Genomic DNA, 22,763 nt, shown 5'->3' on the forward strand with positions numbered 1-22,763 from the left:
ACAACTTTCTCATATTTCCGGCCGCGATGCGCCTCCTATCTGTGAGAAATGCGGGGTAGCCGACCACGCGCGCCTCGGCATCCATCCACGGCGTGAGCTTGAGCAGCGCGGCGCTGCGGCCGGGCTGCCAGTGCGCGTCGGCGCGGTGCAGCATCAGGCCTTCGCCACCGCCGGCGACGGTGTCGTCGAGCAGGCGCTGCAGGGCGGCGCGGTCGGGCACGCGCTGCTGGGCGACCATCTGCAGCCAGGGCACGCCGGCCGCGGCGACGATCTCCTGCAGTGCGTGCAGCCGGGCGCTGAAGTCGCCCGTGGCGCCGGGCTGATCGAAAAGCATGTAGCGCACCTCGCGCCAGGCGGGGTCGTGCGGATCTTCGCGGCGGACCAGGCCGGAGAGCTCGTCGAAGCGCCGCCGGCCCAGCCACAGCTCGCCGTCCAGTGCCGTGGCAGGCAGCGCGGCGATGAACCAGGCGGGGGCGACGAGCTCGCGCCCGCTGCGAAAGCGCAGGCGCCGGCCGTCCCAGATCGCGCGCACGCCGTCGAGCTTTTCGCTGACCCAGTAGGCGGCGGGTTCGATCGATGCGTCGTAGCGCAGGGCGAGCATCGCCGCGGGTGTCGACAGGGCTGTGTCGCTGTGCGGCGCCTGTGCGAGTCCGGTTGTCGGCAAGAGCGCAAGCGCCAGGATCAGGATACGGACGGCGGGGCCGCTACATGGAATGCGCATGACGTTTCGCCAAGGTCAGCGGGGATCCTGAATGCCCCGGCGCGCATGCGGCCTGCGGCAGGGCTTCGCCATTCAGCGCAGCCGCTGCGCCGATAGGGTGCGTGATGAGCTTGGTAGGGGCGGGCGGATCGCTTGCCGGCGGGGGCGGGTGATCGTGGCACGGCATGGTGAATGCTCAACGACTATGACAAAGAGATTCTAAGTGCAGTCGGCGCGCCTATCCAGTGCGCATTTCAGGCCGGGGCGGGAGCGCATGCTGCGCCGCGCTGCGGGCGGAACTGGCGGGTGTCGCGGTAGTACGCCGCGCAGTCGTTGTCCGGCGTGACGCCGGGGATGCCGAGCAAGGGCAGCGGCGCCAGGCTGCGCGGGGTGAGCGCGGCGATGTTGGCGACGAGGTGGGCGGCGAGCCAGGCGTCGGTCTCGGCGAGCGCCGCTGCCGCCGGCAGTGCCAGCCAGGCAGGCTCCACCACGCGGTAGAGGGTCTTCGCGCACAGGCCGACAAAGGGCGCGCGCAACTGGTCCCAGCTGCCGTGGCCGAAGACGAGGAAGCGGGTGGTCTGCCGCAGGCGTGCGCGCCGCGTCCACAAGGCCTCTTCCCACGCGTGCGCGGCGAGCAGGGCGGGGAGTTCGGCGTCGGCCGACACCACGACGAGACCGCATTCGTCGAACTGCGTCAGCGCGTCGCGGCGCGGGCCGCGCCCGGGCAGGCCGGCGGCCGCGCGGGCGTGGAGCTCGGCCAGGTGCAGGCGATTGCAGGCGGCCTTGGTGCGCGGCCAGGCGCACCAGGCGAGCGCGTTGAAGAAGTCGTGCCAGTCGCCCGCGCGCGTGGGTACTTCGCCGCGGGCGAAGACGCGCGCCTCGTAGCCTTCCGCATCGCCTGTGGGTGGTACGAAGCGGATCGGTGCGCCGCCGCCGCTGCGCGCCTCGGGGGCAGCCTCGGCGAGCAGGGCGTCGAGCTCGGCGTGGCCCGGCACGCCGGGTGCGGCGAAGCGCCTCAGCCAGGGGGCGATCGGCTCGAACAGCGCGCGCCCGGCAAGGGTTGCAGGGATGGCGGCGGCGGGATTCATGACGGGCAGCGCGTGCCTCCGCCGCTCAGCGCGATGGTGCGAGCAGCCGTGTCCAGTAACGCAGCCCGGCGGGCCAGGCGTCGGCGGCGACCCGCAGCAGGTCGGCGGTGGAGACGTGGGTGGAGAAGGCACGGGAGTCGGCTGCGGTGAGCAGGCGCGCCGGCCATTCGGTGGCGAAGCGCTGCAGGCCGAGGCCGATCAGCGGCAGGTCGGTGTCGCCACCGGCGCCAAGGTCGGCGAGCACGCCGGCGAGCGCGAGCCAGCTCTTGCGAAACACCGCCAGCTGCGCGCCGAAGCCGCTCGCCCCCTGCAGCGCGAGCGCATCGAGCAGGCCCACCAGCCAGTCGAAGCCGAGCGGCCGGCCGCTGCGCACCAGGGTGTCGAGCGCGCGGTCCACCGTAGCGGCGATCGGCGTGCCGCGTGCGTCCTGCAGGCCGAGGCCGGCCAGCGCGGTGGCGGCGCGCCGGGTGTCGAGCGCGAGCGCAGCAAGCGCGACCTCCACCAGCGCCTCGCGCTCGGCCTTGGTGAGGCGGGCGGTGAGGCTCCAGTCGATCACCGCGACGCGGCCGTCGGCGGCGAGCAGCAGGTTGCCGCCATGGAGGTCGCCGTGGAAGGGCGCGGTTTCGCTGCACGACCAGAACGGCCGCGCGAGCAGGCCGCCGACCAGCGCGCGGCCGAGGCGGCGGGCTTCGGCCGCGGGCAGGGCGGCGTCGCTCAGCTTGGGGCCGTCGATGCGTTCCATGGCGGTGAGCGTGGGCGTGCTCCAGGGCAGCAGCGCGGGGACGAAGACGTCCGTGTCGTCGGCGAGCACGCCGGCCGCGGCGCGCAGGTTGGCCTGCTCGTGCTCGAGGCGGATCTCCTGCGTCAACAGGCGGCCGGCGGCGGCGAGGTGGCTGTGGTAATCAAGGGCGGGCAGCGCCAGCGCGGCGCCGCGGCGTTCGAGGAAGTCGCCGAGCGCGGGCAGGATGGCAAGCTCCTCGGCCAGCCGCTGTACCACCCCGGGCTTGAGCGCCTTGAGCACGCCGTCGTGGCTGCGTCCGTCCTGGCGCCACGAGAACGGCAGCACCACCGCGACGCTGCCCTCGGCGAGCGCACGGTCGGCCAGGCGCAGGCGGCGGTCGTGGCCGAGTTCGGCGCGCACATGGGCGAGCAGGGCATCGATGTCGGTGCTCGCCGGCAGCGATTCCAGCGCCTGCAGGTGGCGGCGCAGCTCGGCGTCCAGCGCGGGCTGGCGGGCGACGACCTGGCCGAGCTTGTGCAGCGTGGGGCAGTGCGCGAGCAGCGCGGCGATGCGGGCGGCGGCGGGGGCGGTCGCGGCCAGCGCGAACTGTTCGGCGACGATCGGGCCGAGACGGGCGGGCGGCAGGCGGTCGAGGAAGAAGGCCAGGCCCTCCACCAGCAGCGGCCGCCAGGCGGCGAGTGCTTCGGGCAGCAGGGCCTCGAGTCCGAGCGACTCAAACAGGTCGGAGGCGAGTTCGGGTTCCATCGTGCGGGCAGGCGGGAGGCGTTCGCGCCATCTTAGCGCGCCGCGCGAGTCGGGTTGCAGGGACCGTGCCCACGGCGTCCTTCACGCACGCCGTGGGCAGGTGATGCCAGCCTGTGCGTCAGGCGGCGCGCGCCGCGGGTGCTGCGACCCGGTTCGGCTGCAGGCGGTTCACCCCGCTGACGATGGCGCGGATCGAGGCGGTGACGATGTTGCCGTCGACGCCCACGCCGTAGCGGTCGCCGCCCGCTCCGCCGGCCTCGGTGAGCTCGACGAAGGCGCAGGCCTGGGCATTGCCGCCGTCCTCGCTGGGCGCGATCGAGCGCTCCTCGAAGCTGCGTACCTGGACGTCGATGCCGGCGCCGCGCAAGGCGTGGATGGCGGCGTCGATCGGGCCATTGCCCTCGCCGACGAGCAGGTGGCGGGTGCCGCCGATCTCGACCACGAGGCGGATGCCCTGCGCCGCACCGTGCTCGAAGAGGTGGTGCTCGACGTAGCGCACCGGCTCGGCGGTATCGAGGTAGGTGCTGCGGAACAGGTCCCAGATCGCCGCCGCCGACATCTCGCCGCCGCTGGCGTCGGTGACCTGCTGCACTTCGCGCGAGAACTCCACCTGCAGGCGGCGTGGCATCACGATGCCGTACTCGGTCTCGAGCAGGTAGGCGATGCCGCCCTTGCCGGACTGGCTGTTGACCCGGATCACCGAGTCGTAGCTGCGGCCGACGTCGGCGGGGTCGATCGGGAGGTAGGGTACGTTCCACGGCTGGCCAGCCTTTTGGGCGGCGAATCCCTTCTTGATGGCGTCCTGGTGGGAGCCGGAGAAGGCCGTGAACACGAGGTCCCCCACATAGGGGTGGCGTGGGTGGATGGGCAACTGGTTGCAGTACTCGACGGTGCGGGCGACCGCGTTGATGTCGGAGAAGTCGAGCCCGGGCGACACGCCCTGCGTATACATGTTGAGCGCGAGGGTGACGATGTCGACGTTGCCGGTGCGCTCGCCGTTGCCGAACAGGCAGCCCTCGACGCGGTCGGCGCCGGCCATCAGGCCGAGCTCGGCGGCGGCCACGCCGCTGCCGCGGTCGTTGTGCGGATGGAGCGAGAGCACCACGCTGTCGCGACGGGCGAGGTTACGGTGCATCCACTCGACCTGGTCGGCATAGACGTTGGGCGTCGACACCTCGACCGTGGCGGGGAGGTTGAGGATGACCTTGTTCTCCGGCGTCGCGCCCCACTCGGCGGTGACAGCGTCGCAGACTTCCCTGGCGAAGTCGAGCTCGGTGGCGGAGAAGGTTTCGGGGCTGTATTCGAGGGCGATCTCGGTGCCGCACTCGGCCCTCATCTCCTCGCCGATCTGCTTGATCAGACGCACCGCGGAGACGGCGAGCGCCACCACCTGCGGCTTTTCCATGCCGAACACCACTTCGCGGAAGGTCGGCGAGGTGGCGTTATAGACGTGGATGATCGCCCGCGGCGCGCCGCGCACCGATTCCATGGTGCGGCGGATGAGGTCTTCGCGCGCCTGGGTGAGCACCTGGATGGTGACGTCCGCGGGGATGTGGCCGCCCTCGATGAGCTGGCGCACGAAGTCGAAGTCGGTCTGCGAGGCCGACGGGAAGCCGACCTCGATCTCCTTGAAGCCGATGTCGCACACGGTGCGGAACATGCGCATCTTGCGCTCCACGCTCATCGGCTCGAACAGCGCCTGGTTGCCGTCGCGCAGGTCGGTGCTCATCCAGATCGGGGCGTGGTCGATGACCTTGTTCGGCCATTGGCGGTCGGTGAGCGCGATCGGGGCGAAGGGGCGGTACTTGGCGGCGGGCGTGTGCAACATCATGGCGCGGTCCTCGTGGGCTTGGCGTGATTCGATGGACGAAAGTCTACGCCGGTAGGAGCGGCATTTGCTTGCGATCTTGCGGGCGATATCGGTTGTTTGACGCAGAATCGTTCACATTATCTTAAAGCGATGCAATGATCTGCCATGTCACGACAAACACGGGGATGATCATGGAACTTGACCGCTACGACCGCCAGATCCTCGACCTGCTGCAGCAGGACGGCCGCATCAGCAACCAGGAGCTCGCCGACCGCATCAGCCTCTCCCCCTCGTCCTGCCTGCGGCGGCTGCGCGCGCTGGAGGAGTCCGGCCTGATCCGCGGCTATCGCGCCCTGCTGGATGCGAGAAAGCTTGGCCTGTCGCTGATGGCGCTGATCCACATCTCGATGGACCGCCATACGCCCGAGCGCTTCGCGCACTTCGAGGGCGAGATCGAGAAGATTCCCCAGGTGCTGGAATGCCTGCTGATCACTGGCCAGGACGCGGACTACCAGCTCAAGGTGATCGTTGCCGACATGGACGGCTATCAGGAGCTGTTGCTGCACCGCATCACCCGCATCCCCGGCGTGACCGGGGTGCATTCGAGCTTCGTGCTGCGCCGGGTGATCGACAAGACGGCGCTGCCGGTGATGGGGAGCTGAGGCGCGGGGCCGTCGCGGCCCTGCGCAGGGGCTGAACCGCCTGGCCGTACTTCTTACTTGTCGGCGTTGGGAAAGAAGAGCTGCTCGCCCTCGATCTGGTACGAGGCGATCGCCCCCTGGCCGGCGGGCGACACCACCCAGTCGACGAACCTGCGCGCCTCGGCCAGCTTCACATGCGGGTGGCGCTCCGGGTTCACCACCATCACGCCGTACTGGTTGAACAGCCGGGTGTCGCCTTCGACCAGCACCGCGAGCCCGGCGCGGTTCCTGAAGCTGAGCCAGGTGCCGCGGTCGGCGAGCACGTAGCCGCCGGTCGAGGCCGCCATGTTCAGCGCCGGCCCCATGCCGCAGCCGCACTCCCGGTAGCCCGTGCCCTTGTCGGCGACCTCGGCCGCCTTCCAGTAGCGCAGCTCGGCGGCGTGGGTGCCGCTCTTGTCGCCGCGCGACACGAAGCTGCCGTTGGCGGCAGCGAGCTTCTGCAGGGCTGCGGTGATGTCCTTGCCGCGGGCACCGGCGGGGTCGTCCTTCGGTCCGATCAGAACGAAGTCGTTGTACATCACCTTCCTGTGCTCGATGCCGTGGCCTTCGTCGACGAATTTCTGCTCGGCGGCGGCGTCATGCACGAACACCACGTCCGCGTCGCCGCGGCGGCCGACGTCGAGCGCCTGGCCGGTGCCGAGCGCGACCACCCTGACCTCGATGCCGCTGGCCTCCTTGAACCGCGGCAGGATGTGACCGAACAGGCCGGACTGCTCGGTGGAGGTGGTGGAGGCGACGATGATCGAGGGCGTCTGTGCCTGGGCGGCCAGCGGCAGCAGCGCAAGGGCGGCCGTGGCGGCAAGGCGGGGCAGGTGCGTGTGCACGAGGGCTTGGATCAAGGTCTTCATCTGGGGTGTCTCCTCTGTGGGCCGGGGCCCTGAGCGGCATGCGTCGCGAGCTTGCCGCCCGTAGAGCGATCGGCTCAACGGCCGCTTCCGGTGGTAGTGGCGTTTCGGGAACGGTGGAAAGCGGCTACCCCGCCTTCATGATCGCTTCCGGAATGCGGTCCAGTGGCAGCACGCTGTCGGCCGCGCCGAGCTTGATCGCCTCGCGCGGCATGCCGAACACCACGCAGGTGGATTCGTCCTCGGCGATCGTGTGGGCGCCGGCGTCGTGCATTTCCTTGAGGCCGCGGGCGCCGTCGTCGCCCATGCCGGTCATGATCACGCCGACGGCGTTCTTGCCGGCGAACTTGGCGCAGGAGCGGAACAGCACGTCCACCGAGGGCCGGTGGCGATTGATCAGCGGGCCGTCGATGACTTCGACCGTGTATTGCGCGCCGCTGCGCGCCAGCATCATGTGCTTGCCGCCGGGGGCGATCAGCGCGCGGCCGGGCATGACGCGGTCGCCGTGGCGGGCTTCGCGTACCTCGAGGGCGCTCAGGCTGTTGAGGCGCTCGGCGAACATCGCGGTGAAGCGTTCGGGCATGTGCTGCACGATGACGATGCCGGGACAGACCGCCGGCAGGCGGGTCAGCACCGCTTCCAGCGCCTGGGTGCCGCCGGTGGAGGTGCCGATGGCGACGATGCGCTCGGTGGTGCGCACCATGTTCGAGCCGCTGCCCAGGCCGGCGCCGAGGATGGCGTCGGCGCTGAGCTTGGGCGCCGGCGTGAGCGGCGCCACCGCCCGCGGCACGAGCCGGCTGGCGTTGGCGCGGGCCGCGGCCTTGACCGCCTGCACGACGTCGTTGGCGCTGTCCTCGAGGAACTGCTTCACGCCCATCTTGGGCTTGGTGATGATCGCCGCGGCGCCGGCCGACAAGGCCTGCATGGTGGCGGCGGCGCCGGTCTCGGCGAGCGAGGAGCAGATCACCACCGGCGTGGGGTGTTCGGTCATGATCTTCTTCAGGAAGGTCAGGCCGTCCATGCGCGGCATCTCGATGTCGAGCACGATCACGTCCGGCCACTGGCGCTGCATGTGGCTGATGGCGAACAGCGGGTCGGAGGCGGCGGCGATGACCTCGATGCCGGCGTCGCGCTCGAGGGCCTGGCGCACCGTCTGGCGCACCACCGCCGAGTCGTCGACGATCATGACCTTGATCCTGCCGCTCATCGTCCGTGCTCGCTGCGCGCGGGGTGAAGGGCGCGCGGGCCGCGCGGGCTGCGATGGTGCTCGAGCAGCGCCTGCGCGCTGGGGCGGCAGTACAGCGTCGGCCGCAGGGTGCTGAGCGCGTCGGTGATGCCGGTCAGCGTCTCGGAGTGGCCGACGATGAAGGTGCCGTCCTCGCGCAGGTGGGGAACCATGTTGCCGACCACCTTGCGCTTGGTGTCGTTGTCGAAATAGATCATCACGTTGCGCAGGAAGATGACGTCGAACTGGCCGAGGTCGCGCGTCTCGGGCGCGATCAGGTTGATGTGGCGGAAGTCCACCCGCTCGCGCAGCTTGGGCACGACGAGGAAGTTGCCCTCCTGGCTGCGCACGCCCTTGAGGCAGTACTTCTTCATCAGCTCGGGCGGGATGCCGCGGCCGCGCTCCAGCGGGTAGAGGCCGGCCTGGGCGCGCTCGAGCACGGTCAGGCTGATGTCCGACGCCACCACCTCCCAGTTCGCCGACAGGCCCAGGGTCTCGGCCAGCACCATGGCGATGGTGTAGGGCTCCTCGCCGCTCGATGATGCACCGCTCCACACCCGGAACGGACGGCCACGCCGGCTGGCGGCGAAGTCCTGCAGGAAGTCGAAATGCGCCGCTTCGCGGAAGAAATAGGTCTCGTTGGTGGTCAGGAGGTCAACCATCAGCTGCCGCTCTTCCGGGTGCTCACCGCTGGTGACCAGCTTGTAGTAGGCGCCGAAGCTGTCCAGGCCATAGTGGCGCAGCCGGCGCGACAGCCGGCCGGTGACCAGCGGCTTCTTGCTGTCGGCCATGTTGATGCCGGCCAGGCGGTAGATGAGCTTCTGGAACAGGGCGAATTCCTGGTCGCTGAGGCCTTGGTTATCCATATGCGGGCTGAGCTCCACGATCAGAACAGTTCGACATTCGATTTCGGCGGCGGTCGCCTGAGCGATTCGGCATAGGCCTTCTCGGCCTTCGCCACTTCCTGCGCGCTCGCCATGGTGGTCGTCATGCGGCGGCACCAGGCGTCGCCGGTGGCCGGCACGAACAGCAGCTTGCGCGAGCAGGCGCCGAGAAAGTCGGAGGCGACCAGCTCGATGCCTTCGCGCTTGAGCCAGTCGCAGGTGAAGTCGGCGTTGCGCTTGCCGATGCCCGAGGCGGCGATGCCGCTGATGATGGTGCCGCCGCCGAAGGCCTTGGCCTTGAGGCGATGGCGCGCGCCGCCGCGGGCGAGGATGCCGTTGAGCAGGACCTCCATCGCGTAGTCGCCCGACAGCAGCGAATCGACGTCCACGCCGTCTTCGCGCTTGCGCATGTTGGGCAGCATGAAGTGGTTCATGCCGCCGACGCCGACCGCGGAGTCATACATGCACACCGCTACGCAGGAGCCGAGCAGGGTGGCGATCGGGCGCTGCATGTCGACCGCCCACTCGCCGGGCGCGATGCTCTGCGCCCGCCGTTCGATCTCCTGCGGCGAGAGGGTGTGCCAGCTGATCATGGCGTGCGTCCGCTCATCGGGCCTTAGGCGAACCGGAGGCGGCGCGCGCCGCTTGCGTTGTCGATGGTGAAGAACTCCATCAGCTCCTGCAGCTGTCCGGCCTGGCCGCCGAGCTCCTCGGCGGTGGCGGCGAGCTCCTCAGAAGCCGAGGCGTTCTGCTGGGTGGCCTTGTTCAACTGGCCCATGGCGTTGTTGATCTGGCCGACGCCGGCGGTCTGCTCCTGGCTGGCCGAGGCGATCTCCTGCACCAGGTCGGAGGTCTTGTTGATCGAGGGCACCATCTCGTCGAGCAGCTTGCCCGCGCGCTCGGCCAGGGTGACCGAGTTGCCGGCGAGCTGGCCGATCTCCTGGGCGGCGACCTGGCTGCGCTCGGCGAGCTTCCTGACTTCGGCCGCGACCACCGCGAAGCCCTTGCCGTGCTCGCCGGCGCGCGCGGCCTCGATGGCGGCGTTCAAGGCGAGCAGATTGGTCTGGTAGGCGATGTCGTCGATGATGCCGATCTTGCCGGCGATGTTCTTCATCGCTTCGACGGTGGAGCGGACGGCCTGGCCGCCCTCGCCCGCCTCAGAGGAGGACTTGCTGGCCATGGCGTCGGTGATCTTGGCGTTTTCCGAGTTCTGGTTGATCGAGGCGCTCATCTGCTCGATCGAGGCCGAGGTCTCTTCCACGCTGGCGGCCTGCTCGGAAGAGGACTGGCTCAAGCTCTGTGCGGTGGCCGAGACCTGGCCGGCGGCGTTGGTCAGCGCATCGGCCGCGCCGCGCACCTGCTCGATGATCTCGGCGAGCTTGTCCATGGAGTCGTTGACCGCGTTCTGCAGCACCTGGAAGTCGCCGGCGTAGTCGTCGGTGATCTTCTGGGTGAGATCGCCGCCCGAGAGCGCGACCATGACGCGCTTGACCTCGTCGATGGGGGCGATCACCGCGTCGAGGGTGGAATTCACCCCGTCGACGATGCGGCGATAGTCGCCGTGGTGCTTGGCGGCATCGGCGCGCGTCTGCAGGCGGCCCTCGACGGCGGCCTGGGCGAGCATGACGGCGTCGGCGACCAGTTCATTGACCGCGTCGATGCAGGTGTTGAGGTTGTTCTTGATGGTGTTGAAGTCGCCGTTGTAGCTGTCGGTGATGCGCGGCGGGATGGCGCCGCGGGCGATCTGGTCGACATAGTCGGCGGCGACGTTCAAGGGCCCGATCACCGCGTCCAGCGTGGCGTTGACGCCCTGCACGATGCGGGCATAGTCGCCCTGGTGGCGGCTGGCGTCGGCGCGGGTGGCGAGCCGGCCTTCCACTGCCGCGGCGGACAGCAGGGTGGCGTCGTCGATCATGGCGTGCAGGTTGGACTGCACCTCGGCGAGTGCGCGCTCGATTTCGCCAAGCTCGTTGTGGCTCTGAACCTCGATCTTCTCGTCGAGCTTGCCCTGGGCGATGCGGTGCGCCGCTTCGGCGTTGCCGCGCAGCCCGCGCAACAGGGCGGTGACCTGCAGCCCGAACAGCACGGCCGCCACCAGCACCGCCAGCGTCATCGCGATGGAAAGCGCGAACTGGGTGGACGAGTCCCGGCTCAGCATCTGCGCGCGGTCGAGCAGGATGGCGGCGATACGGTCCTCCTCGACCTTCATCAGGTCGATCTTGCGCGTGATGGTGGCGAACCAGTTTGCCGGTTCCACGCCGAACGCCCCGAGCAGCATGTGGTCAAGCGCGATCTGGCGCAGGCGCGCCGTCTCGCGCCCGGCCTCGCTGTCGAGCACCGTCTGCAAGGCGTCGCTCCAGGCCGGCGGCGCCATCGAGCGGAAGTTGGCGAGGTAGGTGTCCTGCGCGGTGAGGATGGTGATGATGCGCCGATGCAGGGGCACGTCGGCTGCGGCATCGGCGGCGAACAGGCCGTTGATCGAGGCGCGCTCGCGTCCGGCCTGCTCCTTGGCGAGCACGAACATCAGATAGGCGTTCATGCCGCGCGACAGCTCGACCTCCTCGGCTGCGGAGGCGGCAATGTCGATGACCGTGATCAGGCGCTCGATGGTGCCGGTGTAGTAGTTGAAGGAGTCCGGTCCCGGGATGCTCAGCGCGCTCACGCGGCCGCGGGTGGTCTGCAGTTCGGCAAGGCGGGCCTGGGCGTCGGCGAGGGCCTTCTGGATGGCGTCGCTCAGCTGGGCGCGCTCGGCTGCGGCCAGCCAGCCGTCGAGTGCGGCGCGGGCCTTGTCGCTGTCCTGGTGCTGGCTCGCCAGCTCGGCCCGGAAGCGGTCGCCGCGCGAGCCGATGAAGCCGGCCGACAGGCCACGCTCCTTCTGCAGCTCATGCACCACGCCGTTGATCTGCACCGAGAGCTGGCTGTACTGTGCGCCGCGCTCCATTGCATTGCGGGTGTTCCATTGCGTTGCGACGTCGCTCACCGCATAGGACAGGACTGCCGCGATCACGATTGCGAACAGCAGGAACAGGCGCAGGCGGATCGAGCGCCAGCCGTAGGATTGAGTGTTCATCTCGGGTCTTCCGGATTGAGTGCGGGCGAGGGCGCACACGGCGCGCGCGCCCGTCCTGTGCTTATTGTTCTTCGCTGGCGTTGGTGTCGCTGCTCATGCTGGCGAGCATGGCGATTTCCTCGGTCGACAGCACGCGGGCGACATTGAGGATGATGACGAAGCGGCCTTCGACCTTGCCCATGCCCTGGATGAAGTCGGCACGGATCCGGGCGCCGAAGCTGGGCGGCGGTTCGATGTCGGCGCGCGGGATTTCGAGCACCTCGTTGACCGCGTCGACGATCACGCCCAGATCCTGGCGATCCTCGCCGTCGCCGAGCTCGACGATGACGATGCAGGTGCGGCGCGACACCCTGGAGGCGGCGCCGCCGAAGCGGGCCGACAGGTCGATCACCGGCACCACCGCGCCGCGCAGGTTGATCACGCCGCGGATGAAGGCCGGCATCATCGGAATCTCGGTGATGCTGCCGAACTCGATGATCTCCTTGACGTTGAGGATGCCGAGCGCGAACACCTCGCCGCCGAGGCTGAAGGTCAGGTATTGCTGCGGGCTGGCGTCCGCACGGACGCTGAGCTCGTGCTTGCTGTGTGTAAGGTTCTGGCTCATGGCCGGGCTCCTGCTGCGTGGCGTGTGCTCAGAATTTTTCGAAGTCGCTTTCGCTGAAGCTGACCGGCTTGCCGATCGTCAGGCGACCGGATGAACGCGCCGCCTTGGCGCTGGGCGCAGCGGCTGGCACCGCAACCAGCTTGGGTGCCGCACTGCGCCTGGGGGCGGCGGAGGCGCTCGCGCCGACGCTGAAGAAGCCCATCAGCTCCTGCAGCTGCCCGGCCTGGCCGCCGAGCTCCTCGGCGGTGGCGGCGAGCTCCTCAGAGGCGGAGGCGTTCTGCTGGGTGGCCTTGTTCAACTGGCCCATGGCGTTGTTGATCTGGCCGACGCCGGCGGTCTGCTCCTGGCTGGCCGAGGCGATCTCCTGCACCAGGTCGGAGGTCTTGTTGATCGAGGGCACCATCTCGTCGAGCAGCTTGCCCGCGCGCTCGGCCAGGGTGACCGAGTTGCCGGCGAGCTGGCCGATCTCCTGGGCGGCGACCTGGCTGCGCTCGGCGAGCTTCCTGACTTCGGCCGCGACCACCGCGAAGCCCTTGCCGTGCTCGCCGGCGCGCGCGGCCTCGATGGCGGCGTTCAAGGCGAGCAGATTGGTCTGGTAGGCGATGTCGTCGATGATGCCGATCTTGCCGGCGATGTTCTTCATCGCTTCGACGGTGGAGCGGACGGCCTGGCCGCCCTCGCCCGCCTCAGAGGAGGACTTGCTGGCCATGGCGTCGGTGATCTTGGCGTTTTCCGAGTTCTGGTTGATCGAGGCGCTCATCTGCTCGATCGAGGCCGAGGTCTCTTCCACGCTGGCGGCCTGCTCGGAAGAGGACTGGCTCAAGCTCTGTGCGGTGGCCGAGACCTGGCCGGCGGCGTTGGTCAGCGCATCGGCCGCGCCGCGCACCTGCTCGATGATCTCGGCGAGCTTGTCCATGGAGTCGTTGACCGCGTTCTGCAGCACCTGGAAGTCGCCGGCGTAGTCGTCGGTGATCTTCTGGGTGAGATCGCCGCCCGAGAGCGCGACCATGACGCGCTTGACCTCGTCGATGGGGGCGATCACCGCGTCGAGGGTGGAATTCACCCCGTCGACGATGCGGCGATAGTCGCCGTGGTGCTTGGCGGCATCGGCGCGCGTCTGCAGGCGGCCCTCGACGGCGGCCTGGGCGAGCATGACGGCGTCGGCGACCAGTTCATTGACCGCGTCGATGCAGGTGTTGAGGTTGTTCTTGATGGTGTTGAAGTCGCCGTTGTAGCTGTCGGTGATGCGCGGCGGGATGGCGCCGCGGGCGATGCGGTCGACATAGTCGGCGGCCACGTTCAGCGGACCGATGACGGCGTCCAGCGTGCCATTGACGCCCTCGACGATTTTGCGGAAGTCGCCCTCGTGCTTGCTGGCATCGGCGCGGGTGGCGAGCTTGCCGGCGATCGCGGCGTCCGACAGCATGCCGGCGTCCGCGATCATGCGCTTGACGCTGGACTGGACGTCCGCGACCGCGCGGACGACCTCGCCAACCTCGTCCTTGGCATCGGACCTGAGGTCGAAGTTGAAGTCCCCTTGGGCCATCTTCTTCGCCGCCGCGCTCACCTCGCTCACCGGGCGGGTGATGGAGCGCGTGATGAAGCTCGCGAAGCCAATTCCGATGACCAGTGCGCCGGCGAGCAGGCCCAGCAGCAGCATGACCGATTGATCGGCCTGGGCTTCGGCCTGCTGTCCGGTCTCGCGCGTCAGGTTGTTCTGGAAGTCGATGAACCTGGCGAGCGCTTCGCGGTAGGCGATGTAGGCCTGCCGGTACTCGGGGAAGATCTCGCTCGCGCGGTCGAAGTTGCGCTGCTGGATCTGCGCTTCGAAGTTCTGCTGAATGCCCACGAAGGTCTGACGTGCGGATTTCACCTGCTCGAGGAGCTGCTTGCCCGCGCTGCTGTAGCTCATGCCATCCAGCTTCTCCAGGCCCTGGATGATCTTTTGCCGCTCCTCCGCTGTTCTTTGCAGGAGGCCTTGCAGCGAGCTGTCGGATTGCAGCGCCGTGATCATCATGTTGCGGTGCTGCAGGCCGAGTTCGTTGACCGAATTGATGATCTCGTTGGCCAGCGCGACTTTCACGTTCTTGTCGCCGACCAGGTCGGCGACGCTGCCTTGCAATGCTTGCAGCCGCAGGCTGCCGATCACGGCGGTGATCAGCAGCAGCAACAGCACGACGGCAAAGCCAATGCCAAGCCGGATGCCGATTTTCAGGTTCTTCATGATGAACTCCAGGGGAAGACGGGACGTTGCGAAAGAAGGTTCAGGCGCGGACCGGGGCGGCCAGGGTGCGCGACGGCGACACGCCGCGGGCGCGCTGCTCCTCGCTCGTGGCGCAGCGCTGGACCAGCGCCTGCACGTCGAGGATCAGCGCCACCTCGCCGCTGCCGAGAATGGTCGAGCCGCCGATGCCCTTGATGTGACGGAAAATGCGGCCGAGCGGCTTGATGACGGTCTGGAACTCGCCCATCAGCTCGTCGACGACGATGCCCGACTTGATGCCGGCGTACTGGACGACGACCACGTTCTGGCGCTTGGGTGCCTCGCCCTCGATGGCGAACATCTGGCGCAGGCGCACCAGCGGCAGGACCTCGCCGCGCAGGTTGACGTAGTCGCGCTCGACGCCGTCGGCGGCCAGCTCGATGCACTCGACCACGCTGTCGAGCGGGATCACGTAGGCGGCGTCGCCGACGCCGACCAGGAAGCCGTCGATGATCGCCAGCGTGAGCGGCAGGCGGATGGCGAAGCGCGAGCCCTGGCCAGGCGTCGAGCTGACGTCGACGCTGCCGCGCAGGCTCTGGATGTTGCGGCGCACGACGTCCATGCCGACGCCTCGGCCCGAGATGTTGGTGACCTTCTCGGCGGTCGAGAAGCCGGGCTCGAAGATCAGGTTGAAGATCTCGGTATCGGACAGCGCCTGGCCGGGCTGGGCCAGGCCGCGCTCGACCGCCTTGGCGAGGATGCGGTCGCGGTTGAGGCCGGCGCCGTCGTCCACGACTTCGATGACGATGCTGCCCGAGTCGTGGAAAGCGTTGAGCTCTAGCCGCGCGCGCGGCGACTTGCCCTGGGCTGCTCGCAGCTCGGGCATTTCCAGGCCATGGTCCATGGCGTTGCGCACCAGATGCATCAGCGGGTCGCCGATCTTCTCGACCATGGACTTGTCGAGTTCGGTCTCGCCGCCGCTGATGACCAGCTCGACCTCCTTGCCCATCTCGCGCGAGGTGTCGCGCACCACCCGGTTGAAGCGGTTGAAGGTCTCGCCGATCTGCACCATGCGCAACTGCAGTGCCGCATCGCGGATGCCTTCGACCAGCCGGCTGCTCAGGGAGGCTGCCTCGACGAGTTCGCCGATCCCGCTCCGGCTGGCGAGCAGGCTGACGCCGGCGCCGGCGATGACGAGTTCGCCGACGAGGTCGATGAGGCGGTCGAGCTTGTCGGCCTGGATGCGGATCAGGCGGGCCTCGGCGGCCTTCTTCTCGGTGACCTGCTTCTGCTTGGCGACCGCAGCCTCGACCAGCTCGGGCTGCACCACCTTGTGCTCGACCAGGATCTCGCCGAGCGGCGGCGCCGCGGCTTCCTCGGCGCCTGGCGCGGGTTGCGCCACGGCGTCGGCCGGCCGTTGCTGCTGGACGAGGCCCTCGTCGAGCTCGGCCTGGGTGAGCGCGCCGACCTTCACCAGGATCTCGCCCAGGCGCATCGTGTCTTCGGGCAGACCGTTGATGAGCGCGAGATAGTCGTCGAGGCGGCTGTGCGGCGGCAGGATGTGCAGCGTGCAGTCGTCGCGCACGAAGTCGAATACGCGCTCGATGGCGGCCTTGTCGGCGTTGGACGAGAAGCTGATCTCGAAGCCGAGGTAGCAGGCCTCGGGGTCCATCTGCGCGGCGACCGGCATGGCGTCGGCGAGGGTCTCGATGCGCTCGATGCGGCCGATGCTGCCCAGGTAGCGCAGGAAGGACAGGGGGTCCATGCCGTTCTTGAGCACGTCGGCGCCGAAGCGCAGCGAAATGTGCCAGCAGTCGGTCTCGACCGCGGCGCCGCCGCTGGCTTCGATCGGCGGCGCCATGGCGGCGGGTGGGCCGGAGGCCGGGTCGGCCCGGGCGCCGGACAGCCAGTCGCGCTGCAGGCGCGCGAGCAGGGCCTCGCCCTCGGCGGCGAGGTCGGCATCGGGCCTGGCGGCGTCGGGCCCGGCGCCGGCGGATTCGAGCACGCCGAGCAGGTTGCCGATGTGGTCGGCGCAGCCCAGCAGCAGCGCGATGAGGTCGGCATCGAGGCTGATCTCGCGGTTGCGCAGCTTGTCGAGGACGTTCTCGACGACGTGGGTGAAGGCGACGATGTAGTCGCATTCGATGACGCCGGCGCCGCCCTTGATGGTGTGCGCGCTGCGGAAGATCGCATTCAGGGTGTCGTCGTCGCCAGGGCTGTTCTCGAGCTGCAGCAGGGCGGCCTCGAGCGCGGCGAGCTGTTCGCGGCTCTCGGTGACGAAGACGGTGGTGATTTCATCCATGGTTCGATGGCTTCCGGCTCAGGCCTGGTGTGCGGGGATCAACAGCGGGTCGCCGAACTCGGCGGCCATGTTGTAGAAGTCGAGCAGCTCGCGCACGGCCTCGCTGTGGGCGACGATCTGCGCCTGCTTGCCGAGGCGGCGCGCCTCGCGCTTGACCAGCATCAGCAGCTGGAAGCCCGCGGTGTCGATCTCGGTCACCGCCGACAGGTCGATCTCGAGCCGCTCGGCGGCACCGGCGAGGGCGTCGAGCAGTTGCTGCTTGTGGGCGGCGGCGTTGTAGATGGTCATGTCCTCGCCGATCGCGATGCGATCGGGCGACTTCTTCTTGCGGGCAGGCATGGGGGTTCTCAGAACAGTTCGATCTTCGGGTTGGTGCTGCCCGCTGCGCCGACGGCGGTCCTGCCGATGGCTGCGTCATGGGTCTGGCGCTGCTGCGCCATCACATAGCGGCTGTAGATCTCGTCCAGGTGCTCGGTGAGCGGGGTGTAGCTGAAGCTCGGGTTGTCGCTCTGCTCGAGGCGCTCGGCGAGCACCCCGAGGTGCTGGTCGAGACGGGAGAGGGAGTCGGCGGTGTGCTCGATCTGCTGCCGCGTGACGTCCTGGAACTGCACGCTGGCGAGCGCATCCATGAACATCGAGGCCAGCTCGTTGCTGCTCTCGCGCACCGTGTCCATCGCGCTCGATTGCGCACGCAGGATGTCCTCGTAGCTCTGGCCGAGCTCGGCGAGCTGCCCGGCGAACTGGCCGAGGGCGTCGCGCTCCTGGTCGAGGTCGGTGGCGGCGAGCTTTTCCTTGAGCTGGGTCTCGATCGTTGCGGCGACGCCCTGGATGCCGAGGTTGATCGACTGCACGGCCTTCTCGGTCTCGGTCGACAGCTTGCGCACTTCGTCGGCCACCACCGCGAAACCGCGCCCGGCCTCGCCTGCGCGCGCGGCCTCGATGGCGGCGTTGAGCGCCAGCAGGTTGGTCTGTGCGGCGATGTCCTTGATCAGCTTGGTCAGCGATTCCAGCGAGCGTGCCTCGTCGACGACCTGGGCGACGCGTTCCTGATCCTGGCGCGCTTCGACGATGCGGTGGTCGATGTACGCCTGCATGCGTTGGATGAGCGCCTGGTTGTTGGCGATGCGCGACTCGGAGCTGTGCACCATCTCGGTGGATTCGTTGGAGCGCTCGGTGACGAAGGTGTTGAGCCGCTCGACCACGCTGTCGATGGTCTGCAGCCGCTCGCTGATGTCGTAGGCGGCCTGCTCGGTCTGCTGCACCACGCTGTCGAGCTGCTTGCGCAACACGTCGCTGTAGGCGGGCACGCCGCGCAGCTCGCTGGCGATCTCTTGGCCGACCTGGGCGGCCTGCTCGCGGTTGTGCTGGAGCTTGTCCAGGGTGATCTCCTGGCCGAAGGCGTTGTCGCGGAAGTAGGCCAGTGACACCAGGCGCACACCGAGGTAGGCGGCGAACACGATCATCACCGAGCCGACTGCGTTGCCGAGCGGCTGCGGAATGCCCAGCATCGGCAGGAAGCTGCCGTTGAACCAGTCGTTGAGTAGCAGCACGGCGAGGCCGGTCGCGAGCGCGATGGCGCTCACCATGAGCAGCGAGCGGCGCAGGAAGATCGAGCTGTTCATGATCAGCGCATGACGAGCTTGATGGTGTTGAGCAACTCGTCGGCCGAGGCGGGCTTCACGATCCAGCCCGAGGCACCGGCTGCCTTGGCCTCGGCCTTCTTCGACTGCTGGGATTCGGTGGTGAGGAACAGGATGGGCATGAAGCGGTAGCTCGGCAGCTTGCGGACTTCCTTGATGAAGTCGATGCCATTCATGCCCGGCATGTTCAGATCGGTGATCAGCAGGTCGACCTTGACTCCGGCCTGGAACTTCTTGAGCGCGTCGAGGGCGCTCGGGGCCTTTTCGACCGCATAGCCCGCCTTGGACAGGATGCCCGAGATGGACAGCAGGATCGTTGCGGAGTCGTCGACGAGGAAGATGGTTTTCATTGCGGGTGCACCGTCGTGCCGGTATTGAGTGAGGAATGCGTTCGAGGGACCATCAGACCATGCAGGAGGGCCGTGAACCTTGATCAAGGTCTAGGACCGGCCGGGCTTGGCACCTCGAACCGCGCAGGAATTCACGGTTCATGATGGAAACCTTATCGGCCGCGACGGTGCCGACTTTAGCCGCCGGGGGGCGGTGCGCCGCCGGCGTGCGCGGGCGTCAGCCAGCATGCGAAGGGCCTTGGCCGTGCCGGCCGCGGCAGCCAAGGTGACGTGATAAATTACTGTTTAAACAACCAAATTCCGTGAAACACGGATGCGGAACCTAGTCGCTCGGGCGTCAAGGGCGTAGAATCCTGCCCCTCGTTAATGCATTGCAGCACGGAGCGCACCATGCTCTACCCCACCCGTTTCGATGTCATCGTGGTCGGCGGCGGTCACGCCGGGACCGAGGCCGCGCTCGCCGCGGCGCGCATGGGCGCGGCCACGCTGCTGCTCACCCACAACATCGAGACCCTGGGGGCGATGAGCTGCAACCCCTCGATCGGTGGTATCGGCAAGGGGCACCTGGTGAAGGAGGTCGATGCGCTCGGCGGCGCGATGGCCGCGGCTACCGACGAGGGCGGCATCCAGTTCCGCATCCTCAACGCCTCGAAGGGGCCGGCGGTGCGCGCCACCCGCGCCCAGGCCGACCGCGTGCTGTACAAGGCGGCGATCCGCCGCCGGCTGGAGAACCAGCCGAACCTGTGGCTGTTCCAGCAGGCGGTGGACGACCTCACCGTGGTCGGCGACCGCGTCACCGGCGTGGTCACCCAGATCGGCCTGCGTTTCGAGGCGCCGGCGGTGGTGCTGACCGCGGGGACTTTCCTCAACGGCCTGGTGCATGTAGGGATGCAGAACTATTCCGCCGGGCGCGCGGGCGACCCGCCGGCGATCTCGCTCGGCGCGCGCCTGAAGGAACTCAAGCTGCCGCAGGGCCGCCTGAAGACCGGCACGCCGCCGCGGCTCGATGCGCGCACGATCGACTTTTCGGTGATGACCGAGCAGCCCGGTGACGACCCGGTGCCGGTGTTCAGCTTCCTCGGCCATGCCGGCCAGCATCCGCGCCAGCTGCCGTGCTGGATGACGCAGACCAACGCGCGCACCCACGACATCATCCGCGCCAACCTCGACCGCTCGCCGATGTATTCGGGCGTGATCGAGGGCGTGGGGCCGCGCTACTGCCCGTCGATCGAGGACAAGATCCACCGCTTCGCCGACAAGGACAGCCACAACATCTTCCTCGAGCCGGAAGGCCTGGAGACGCACGAGATCTACCCCAACGGCATCTCCACCTCGCTGCCCTTCGACGTGCAGCTGCAGATCGTGCAGAGCATCCGCGGCCTGGAGAGCGCCCATATCCTGCGCCCCGGCTATGCGATCGAGTACGACTACTTCGACCCGCGCAACCTCAGGTCCAGCCTCGAGACCAAGTCGATCGGCGGGCTCTTCTTCGCCGGCCAGATCAACGGCACCACCGGTTATGAAGAGGCCGCCGCGCAGGGTCTGCTCGCCGGCGCCAACGCCGCGCTGCAGGTGCAGGGGCGTGAGCCCTGGTGCCCGCGCCGCGAGGAGGCCTATCTCGGCGTGCTGGTGGACGACCTGATCACGCGCGGCGTGTCCGAGCCCTACCGCATGTTCACCTCGCGCGCCGAGTACCGCCTGTCGCTGCGCGAGGACAACGCCGACCTGCGCCTGACCGAGAAGGGGCGCGAGCTGGGCCTGGTCGATGATGAACGCTGGGCCGCCTTCTGCGCCAAGCGTGAGGCGATCGAGCGCGGCACGGCCCAGCTCAAGGCGGCGTGGGCGCGGCCGGAGGCGATCCCCGCCGACGATCAGCAGCGCGTGCTGGGCAAGGCGCTCGAGCGCGAGCAGCGCTACTTCGAGCTGCTGCGCCGGCCCGACACCACCTACGCGTCGCTGATGAGCCTGCCCGGGGCACCCGATGAGCGCGAGACCGACCCGCAGGTCATCGAGCAGATCGAGATCGCGGCCAAGTACCAGGGCTATATCGACCGCCAGCAGGACGAGGTCGCGCGCCAGGCCCAGGCCGAGACCACCCGCCTGCCGGCCGAGCTCGACTATGCCGAGGTGCGCGGCCTGTCGCGCGAGGTGCAGCAGAAGCTCAACCAGCACAAGCCCGAGACCATCGGCCAGGCGGGCCGCATCCAGGGGGTGACGCCGGCGGCGATCTCGCTGCTGCTGGTGTGGCTCAAGCGCCGCGAGCTGGCGGCGCGCGCCGGCGACACGCTGCGGAGGCCGGCGGCATGAGCGCTCGGCTGCAGGCCCATGCGGCGCAACTGGCTGATGGCGTCGCCGCCCTCGGCCTGGCCTTGCCGGCGGAAACCGTCGACCGCCTGCTTGCCTTCGGCGAGCTGCTGCTGAAGTGGAACAAGGTCTACAACCTCACCGCGATCCGCAACCCGCAGGAGCTGATCACCCACCACCTGCTCGATTCGCTGGCAGTGCTGCCGCAACTGAGCGCGGTGAGCCGGCTGGCCGACATCGGCTCGGGCGGCGGCTTGCCCGGCGTGGTGCTGGCGATCGTGCGTCCCGGCCTGGTAGTCAGCTCGATCGAGACCGTGGGCAAGAAGGCAAGCTTCCAGCAACAGGCGAAGATCGAGCTCGGCCTGGGCAACCTCGGCGTGATCAACCAGCGCGTCGAGCAGGTGCAGCCCGAGGACCTGCCTGGCGGCGCGGCCGAGGGCGTGATCTCGCGCGCATTTTCGAGCCTGGCCGATTTCGTGCGGCTGGCCGGCCACCTCGTTGCCGAAGGCGGCGCGCTGTATGCGATGAAGGGCACCCATCCGGCCGACGAACTGGCCATGCTGCCGGCAGGCTGGGCCTTGAGCGAGACGCATGCGCTCGCGGTGCCGGGGCTGGGCGCCGAGCGCCATCTGCTGGTCATCCGCCGCGCGGCATGAGGCGGCGTCGCGGCGCGCGCGCGGCAGTGCGCCTGTTGCGCTGCCGCATTGAAGTACACTCCGGGGGCCGCGCAGCCTGCGCGACCCCTCCAACCGGAACAGCCTGAACCGAACATGGCCAAGATATTCTGCGTCGCCAACCAGAAGGGCGGGGTGGGCAAGACCACCACCTGCGTCAACCTCGCTGCCGCCCTGCACCAGGCCGGGCAGCGCGTGCTGCTGATCGACCTCGACCCGCAGGGCAACGCCACGATGGGCAGCGGCATCGACAAACGCGAGCTGAAGAGCTCGGTGTACCACCTGCTGGTCGGCCTGGTCGATCTGGCCGGGGTGCGCGTCGTCTCGTCCACCGGGGGCTACGACGTACTGCCCGCCAACCGCGACCTGGCCGGCGCCGAGGTCGAGCTGGTCAACCTCGACCAGCGCGAGAAGCGCCTGCGCAATGCGCTCGCCGGCTTCCACGACGACTACGACTTCGTCCTCATCGACTGCCCGCCCTCGCTGTCGATGCTGACCCTCAACGGCCTGTGCTGCGCCACCGGTGTCATCATCCCGATGCAGTGCGAGTACTACGCGCTCGAGGGCCTGTCCGACCTGGTCAACACGATCAAGAAGGTGCACGCCAACCTCAATCGCGATCTCAAGATCATCGGCCTGTTGCGGGTGATGTTCGACCCGCGCGTGACCCTGCAGCAGCAGGTGTCGAACCAGCTCGAGGGCCACTTCGGCGACAAGGTGTTCCGCGCCATCGTGCCGCGCAACGTGCGCCTGGCAGAGGCGCCCAGCCATGGCATGCCGGGCGTGGTGTTCGACAAGTCCGCCAAGGGCGCGCAGGCCTACATGGCTTTTGCGCACGAGATGATCGAGCGCGCCAAGACCTTCTAAACCCGGAGCC

At 68.7% G+C, this 22,763-nt stretch carries 19 protein-coding genes; 4 read left to right on the plus strand and 15 right to left on the minus strand.

Annotated features, from left to right (window positions below):
• The 4 genes from PLC66_RS09325 to leuA form a co-directional block, all read right to left on the minus strand.
• Positions 1–721 (minus strand): DNA ligase (locus PLC66_RS09325; RefSeq protein ID WP_324539656.1); only part of this gene is annotated, 721 nt, incomplete at its 3' end.
• A 233-nt stretch (positions 722–954) separates the two neighbouring features.
• Entirely contained in the window at positions 955–1,788 is an 834-nt protein-coding gene (locus PLC66_RS09330) for a DUF3025 domain-containing protein (protein ID WP_324539657.1), read from the minus strand.
• Positions 1,789–1,813: 25 nt separating this feature from the next.
• Positions 1,814–3,274, minus strand: a complete 1,461-nt coding sequence (locus tag PLC66_RS09335; RefSeq protein WP_324539659.1) for an AarF/UbiB family protein — start codon at positions 3,272–3,274, stop codon at positions 1,814–1,816.
• A 118-nt stretch (positions 3,275–3,392) separates the two neighbouring features.
• Entirely contained in the window at positions 3,393–5,105 is a 1,713-nt protein-coding gene (gene leuA / locus PLC66_RS09340; protein ID WP_324539661.1) for a 2-isopropylmalate synthase, read from the minus strand.
• A gap of 170 nt (positions 5,106–5,275) precedes the next feature.
• On the opposite strand from leuA, the gene PLC66_RS09345 reads away from it, so the two are divergent.
• Positions 5,276–5,746: an Lrp/AsnC family transcriptional regulator gene (locus PLC66_RS09345; protein WP_324539663.1), complete on the plus strand. Its 471-nt coding sequence runs from the start codon at positions 5,276–5,278 to the stop codon at positions 5,744–5,746.
• A 53-nt stretch (positions 5,747–5,799) separates the two neighbouring features.
• Here PLC66_RS09345 and PLC66_RS09350 read toward each other — a convergent pair whose 3' ends face one another.
• The 11 genes from PLC66_RS09350 to PLC66_RS09400 form a co-directional block, all read right to left on the minus strand.
• Complete coding sequence (locus PLC66_RS09350; protein WP_324539665.1) at positions 5,800–6,633, minus strand: ABC transporter substrate-binding protein; 834 nt, start codon at positions 6,631–6,633, stop codon at positions 5,800–5,802.
• A gap of 124 nt (positions 6,634–6,757) precedes the next feature.
• Positions 6,758–7,837 carry a protein-glutamate methylesterase/protein-glutamine glutaminase gene (locus tag PLC66_RS09355; protein WP_324539667.1) on the minus strand — a complete coding sequence of 360 codons (1,080 nt, stop codon included), beginning with the start codon at positions 7,835–7,837 and terminating at the stop codon, positions 6,758–6,760.
• Positions 7,834–8,721: a CheR family methyltransferase gene (locus PLC66_RS09360; RefSeq protein ID WP_324539669.1), complete on the minus strand. Its 888-nt coding sequence runs from the start codon at positions 8,719–8,721 to the stop codon at positions 7,834–7,836. The genes PLC66_RS09355 and PLC66_RS09360 overlap by 4 nt, the downstream gene beginning before the upstream one ends.
• Before the next feature lie 20 nt (positions 8,722–8,741).
• A complete protein-coding gene (locus PLC66_RS09365; RefSeq protein WP_324539671.1) occupies positions 8,742–9,332 on the minus strand; it encodes a chemotaxis protein CheD in 591 nt (196 codons plus the stop codon).
• Positions 9,333–9,355: 23 nt separating this feature from the next.
• Positions 9,356–11,809: a methyl-accepting chemotaxis protein gene (locus tag PLC66_RS09370; protein WP_324539673.1), complete on the minus strand. Its 2,454-nt coding sequence runs from the start codon at positions 11,807–11,809 to the stop codon at positions 9,356–9,358.
• A 61-nt stretch (positions 11,810–11,870) separates the two neighbouring features.
• Positions 11,871–12,413, minus strand: coding sequence for a chemotaxis protein CheW (locus tag PLC66_RS09375; protein ID WP_324539675.1), 543 nt, complete (start codon positions 12,411–12,413; stop codon positions 11,871–11,873).
• 28 nt (positions 12,414–12,441) lie between these two features.
• Positions 12,442–14,637 carry a methyl-accepting chemotaxis protein gene (locus PLC66_RS09380; protein ID WP_324539676.1) on the minus strand — a complete coding sequence of 732 codons (2,196 nt, stop codon included), beginning with the start codon at positions 14,635–14,637 and terminating at the stop codon, positions 12,442–12,444.
• 40 nt (positions 14,638–14,677) lie between these two features.
• Positions 14,678–16,918: a chemotaxis protein CheA gene (locus tag PLC66_RS09385; protein ID WP_324539677.1), complete on the minus strand. Its 2,241-nt coding sequence runs from the start codon at positions 16,916–16,918 to the stop codon at positions 14,678–14,680.
• Positions 16,919–16,936: 18 nt separating this feature from the next.
• Entirely contained in the window at positions 16,937–17,257 is a 321-nt protein-coding gene (locus PLC66_RS09390; protein WP_324539679.1) for an STAS domain-containing protein, read from the minus strand.
• Positions 17,258–17,265: 8 nt separating this feature from the next.
• Positions 17,266–18,540 (minus strand): methyl-accepting chemotaxis protein, encoded by a 1,275-nt coding sequence (locus PLC66_RS09395; protein ID WP_324539681.1) that lies wholly within the window; start codon positions 18,538–18,540, stop codon positions 17,266–17,268.
• A 2-nt stretch (positions 18,541–18,542) separates the two neighbouring features.
• Positions 18,543–18,908 (minus strand): response regulator, encoded by a 366-nt coding sequence (locus PLC66_RS09400; protein ID WP_324539683.1) that lies wholly within the window; start codon positions 18,906–18,908, stop codon positions 18,543–18,545.
• A 390-nt stretch (positions 18,909–19,298) separates the two neighbouring features.
• On the opposite strand from PLC66_RS09400, the gene mnmG reads away from it, so the two are divergent.
• The 3 genes from mnmG to PLC66_RS09415 all read left to right on the plus strand — a co-directional run bounded on the left by mnmG (position 19,299) and on the right by PLC66_RS09415 (position 22,753).
• Entirely contained in the window at positions 19,299–21,215 is a 1,917-nt protein-coding gene (mnmG, locus tag PLC66_RS09405; RefSeq protein ID WP_324539685.1) for a tRNA uridine-5-carboxymethylaminomethyl(34) synthesis enzyme MnmG, read from the plus strand.
• Positions 21,212–21,868 carry a 16S rRNA (guanine(527)-N(7))-methyltransferase RsmG gene (gene rsmG, locus PLC66_RS09410; RefSeq protein ID WP_324539687.1) on the plus strand — a complete coding sequence of 219 codons (657 nt, stop codon included), beginning with the start codon at positions 21,212–21,214 and terminating at the stop codon, positions 21,866–21,868. Before mnmG ends, rsmG begins: the two co-directional genes overlap by 4 nt.
• Before the next feature lie 114 nt (positions 21,869–21,982).
• Positions 21,983–22,753: a ParA family protein gene (locus tag PLC66_RS09415; protein ID WP_324539689.1), complete on the plus strand. Its 771-nt coding sequence runs from the start codon at positions 21,983–21,985 to the stop codon at positions 22,751–22,753.
• Positions 22,754–22,763 lie beyond the last annotated feature (10 nt).

It is taken from the genome of Thauera sp. (assembly GCF_035444905.1).
Classification (GTDB): Bacteria; Pseudomonadota; Gammaproteobacteria; order Burkholderiales; family Rhodocyclaceae; genus Thauera.

Excerpts from the sequence above, each read along its gene's own strand:
- PLC66_RS09360 (WP_324539669.1), bottom strand. The coding sequence starts at position 8,721 with ATGGATAACCAAGGCCTCAGCGACCAGGAATTCGCCCTGTTCCAGAAG.
- PLC66_RS09400 (WP_324539683.1), bottom strand. The coding sequence starts at position 18,908 with ATGAAAACCATCTTCCTCGTCGACGACTCCGCAACGATCCTGCTGTCC.
- PLC66_RS09380 (WP_324539676.1), bottom strand. The coding sequence starts at position 14,637 with ATGAAGAACCTGAAAATCGGCATCCGGCTTGGCATTGGCTTTGCCGTC.
- PLC66_RS09365 (WP_324539671.1), bottom strand. The coding sequence starts at position 9,332 with ATGATCAGCTGGCACACCCTCTCGCCGCAGGAGATCGAACGGCGGGCG.
- PLC66_RS09390 (WP_324539679.1), bottom strand. The coding sequence starts at position 17,257 with ATGCCTGCCCGCAAGAAGAAGTCGCCCGATCGCATCGCGATCGGCGAG.
- PLC66_RS09335 (WP_324539659.1), bottom strand. The coding sequence starts at position 3,274 with ATGGAACCCGAACTCGCCTCCGACCTGTTTGAGTCGCTCGGACTCGAG.
- PLC66_RS09375 (WP_324539675.1), bottom strand. The coding sequence starts at position 12,413 with ATGAGCCAGAACCTTACACACAGCAAGCACGAGCTCAGCGTCCGTGCG.
- rsmG (WP_324539687.1), top strand. The coding sequence starts at position 21,212 with ATGAGCGCTCGGCTGCAGGCCCATGCGGCGCAACTGGCTGATGGCGTC.
- leuA (WP_324539661.1), bottom strand. The coding sequence starts at position 5,105 with ATGATGTTGCACACGCCCGCCGCCAAGTACCGCCCCTTCGCCCCGATC.
- PLC66_RS09415 (WP_324539689.1), top strand. The coding sequence starts at position 21,983 with ATGGCCAAGATATTCTGCGTCGCCAACCAGAAGGGCGGGGTGGGCAAG.
- PLC66_RS09370 (WP_324539673.1), bottom strand. The coding sequence starts at position 11,809 with ATGAACACTCAATCCTACGGCTGGCGCTCGATCCGCCTGCGCCTGTTC.
- PLC66_RS09350 (WP_324539665.1), bottom strand. The coding sequence starts at position 6,633 with ATGAAGACCTTGATCCAAGCCCTCGTGCACACGCACCTGCCCCGCCTT.
- PLC66_RS09385 (WP_324539677.1), bottom strand. The coding sequence starts at position 16,918 with ATGGATGAAATCACCACCGTCTTCGTCACCGAGAGCCGCGAACAGCTC.
- PLC66_RS09345 (WP_324539663.1), top strand. The coding sequence starts at position 5,276 with ATGGAACTTGACCGCTACGACCGCCAGATCCTCGACCTGCTGCAGCAG.
- PLC66_RS09395 (WP_324539681.1), bottom strand. The coding sequence starts at position 18,540 with ATGAACAGCTCGATCTTCCTGCGCCGCTCGCTGCTCATGGTGAGCGCC.
- PLC66_RS09330 (WP_324539657.1), bottom strand. The coding sequence starts at position 1,788 with ATGAATCCCGCCGCCGCCATCCCTGCAACCCTTGCCGGGCGCGCGCTG.
- PLC66_RS09355 (WP_324539667.1), bottom strand. The coding sequence starts at position 7,837 with ATGAGCGGCAGGATCAAGGTCATGATCGTCGACGACTCGGCGGTGGTG.
- mnmG (WP_324539685.1), top strand. The coding sequence starts at position 19,299 with ATGCTCTACCCCACCCGTTTCGATGTCATCGTGGTCGGCGGCGGTCAC.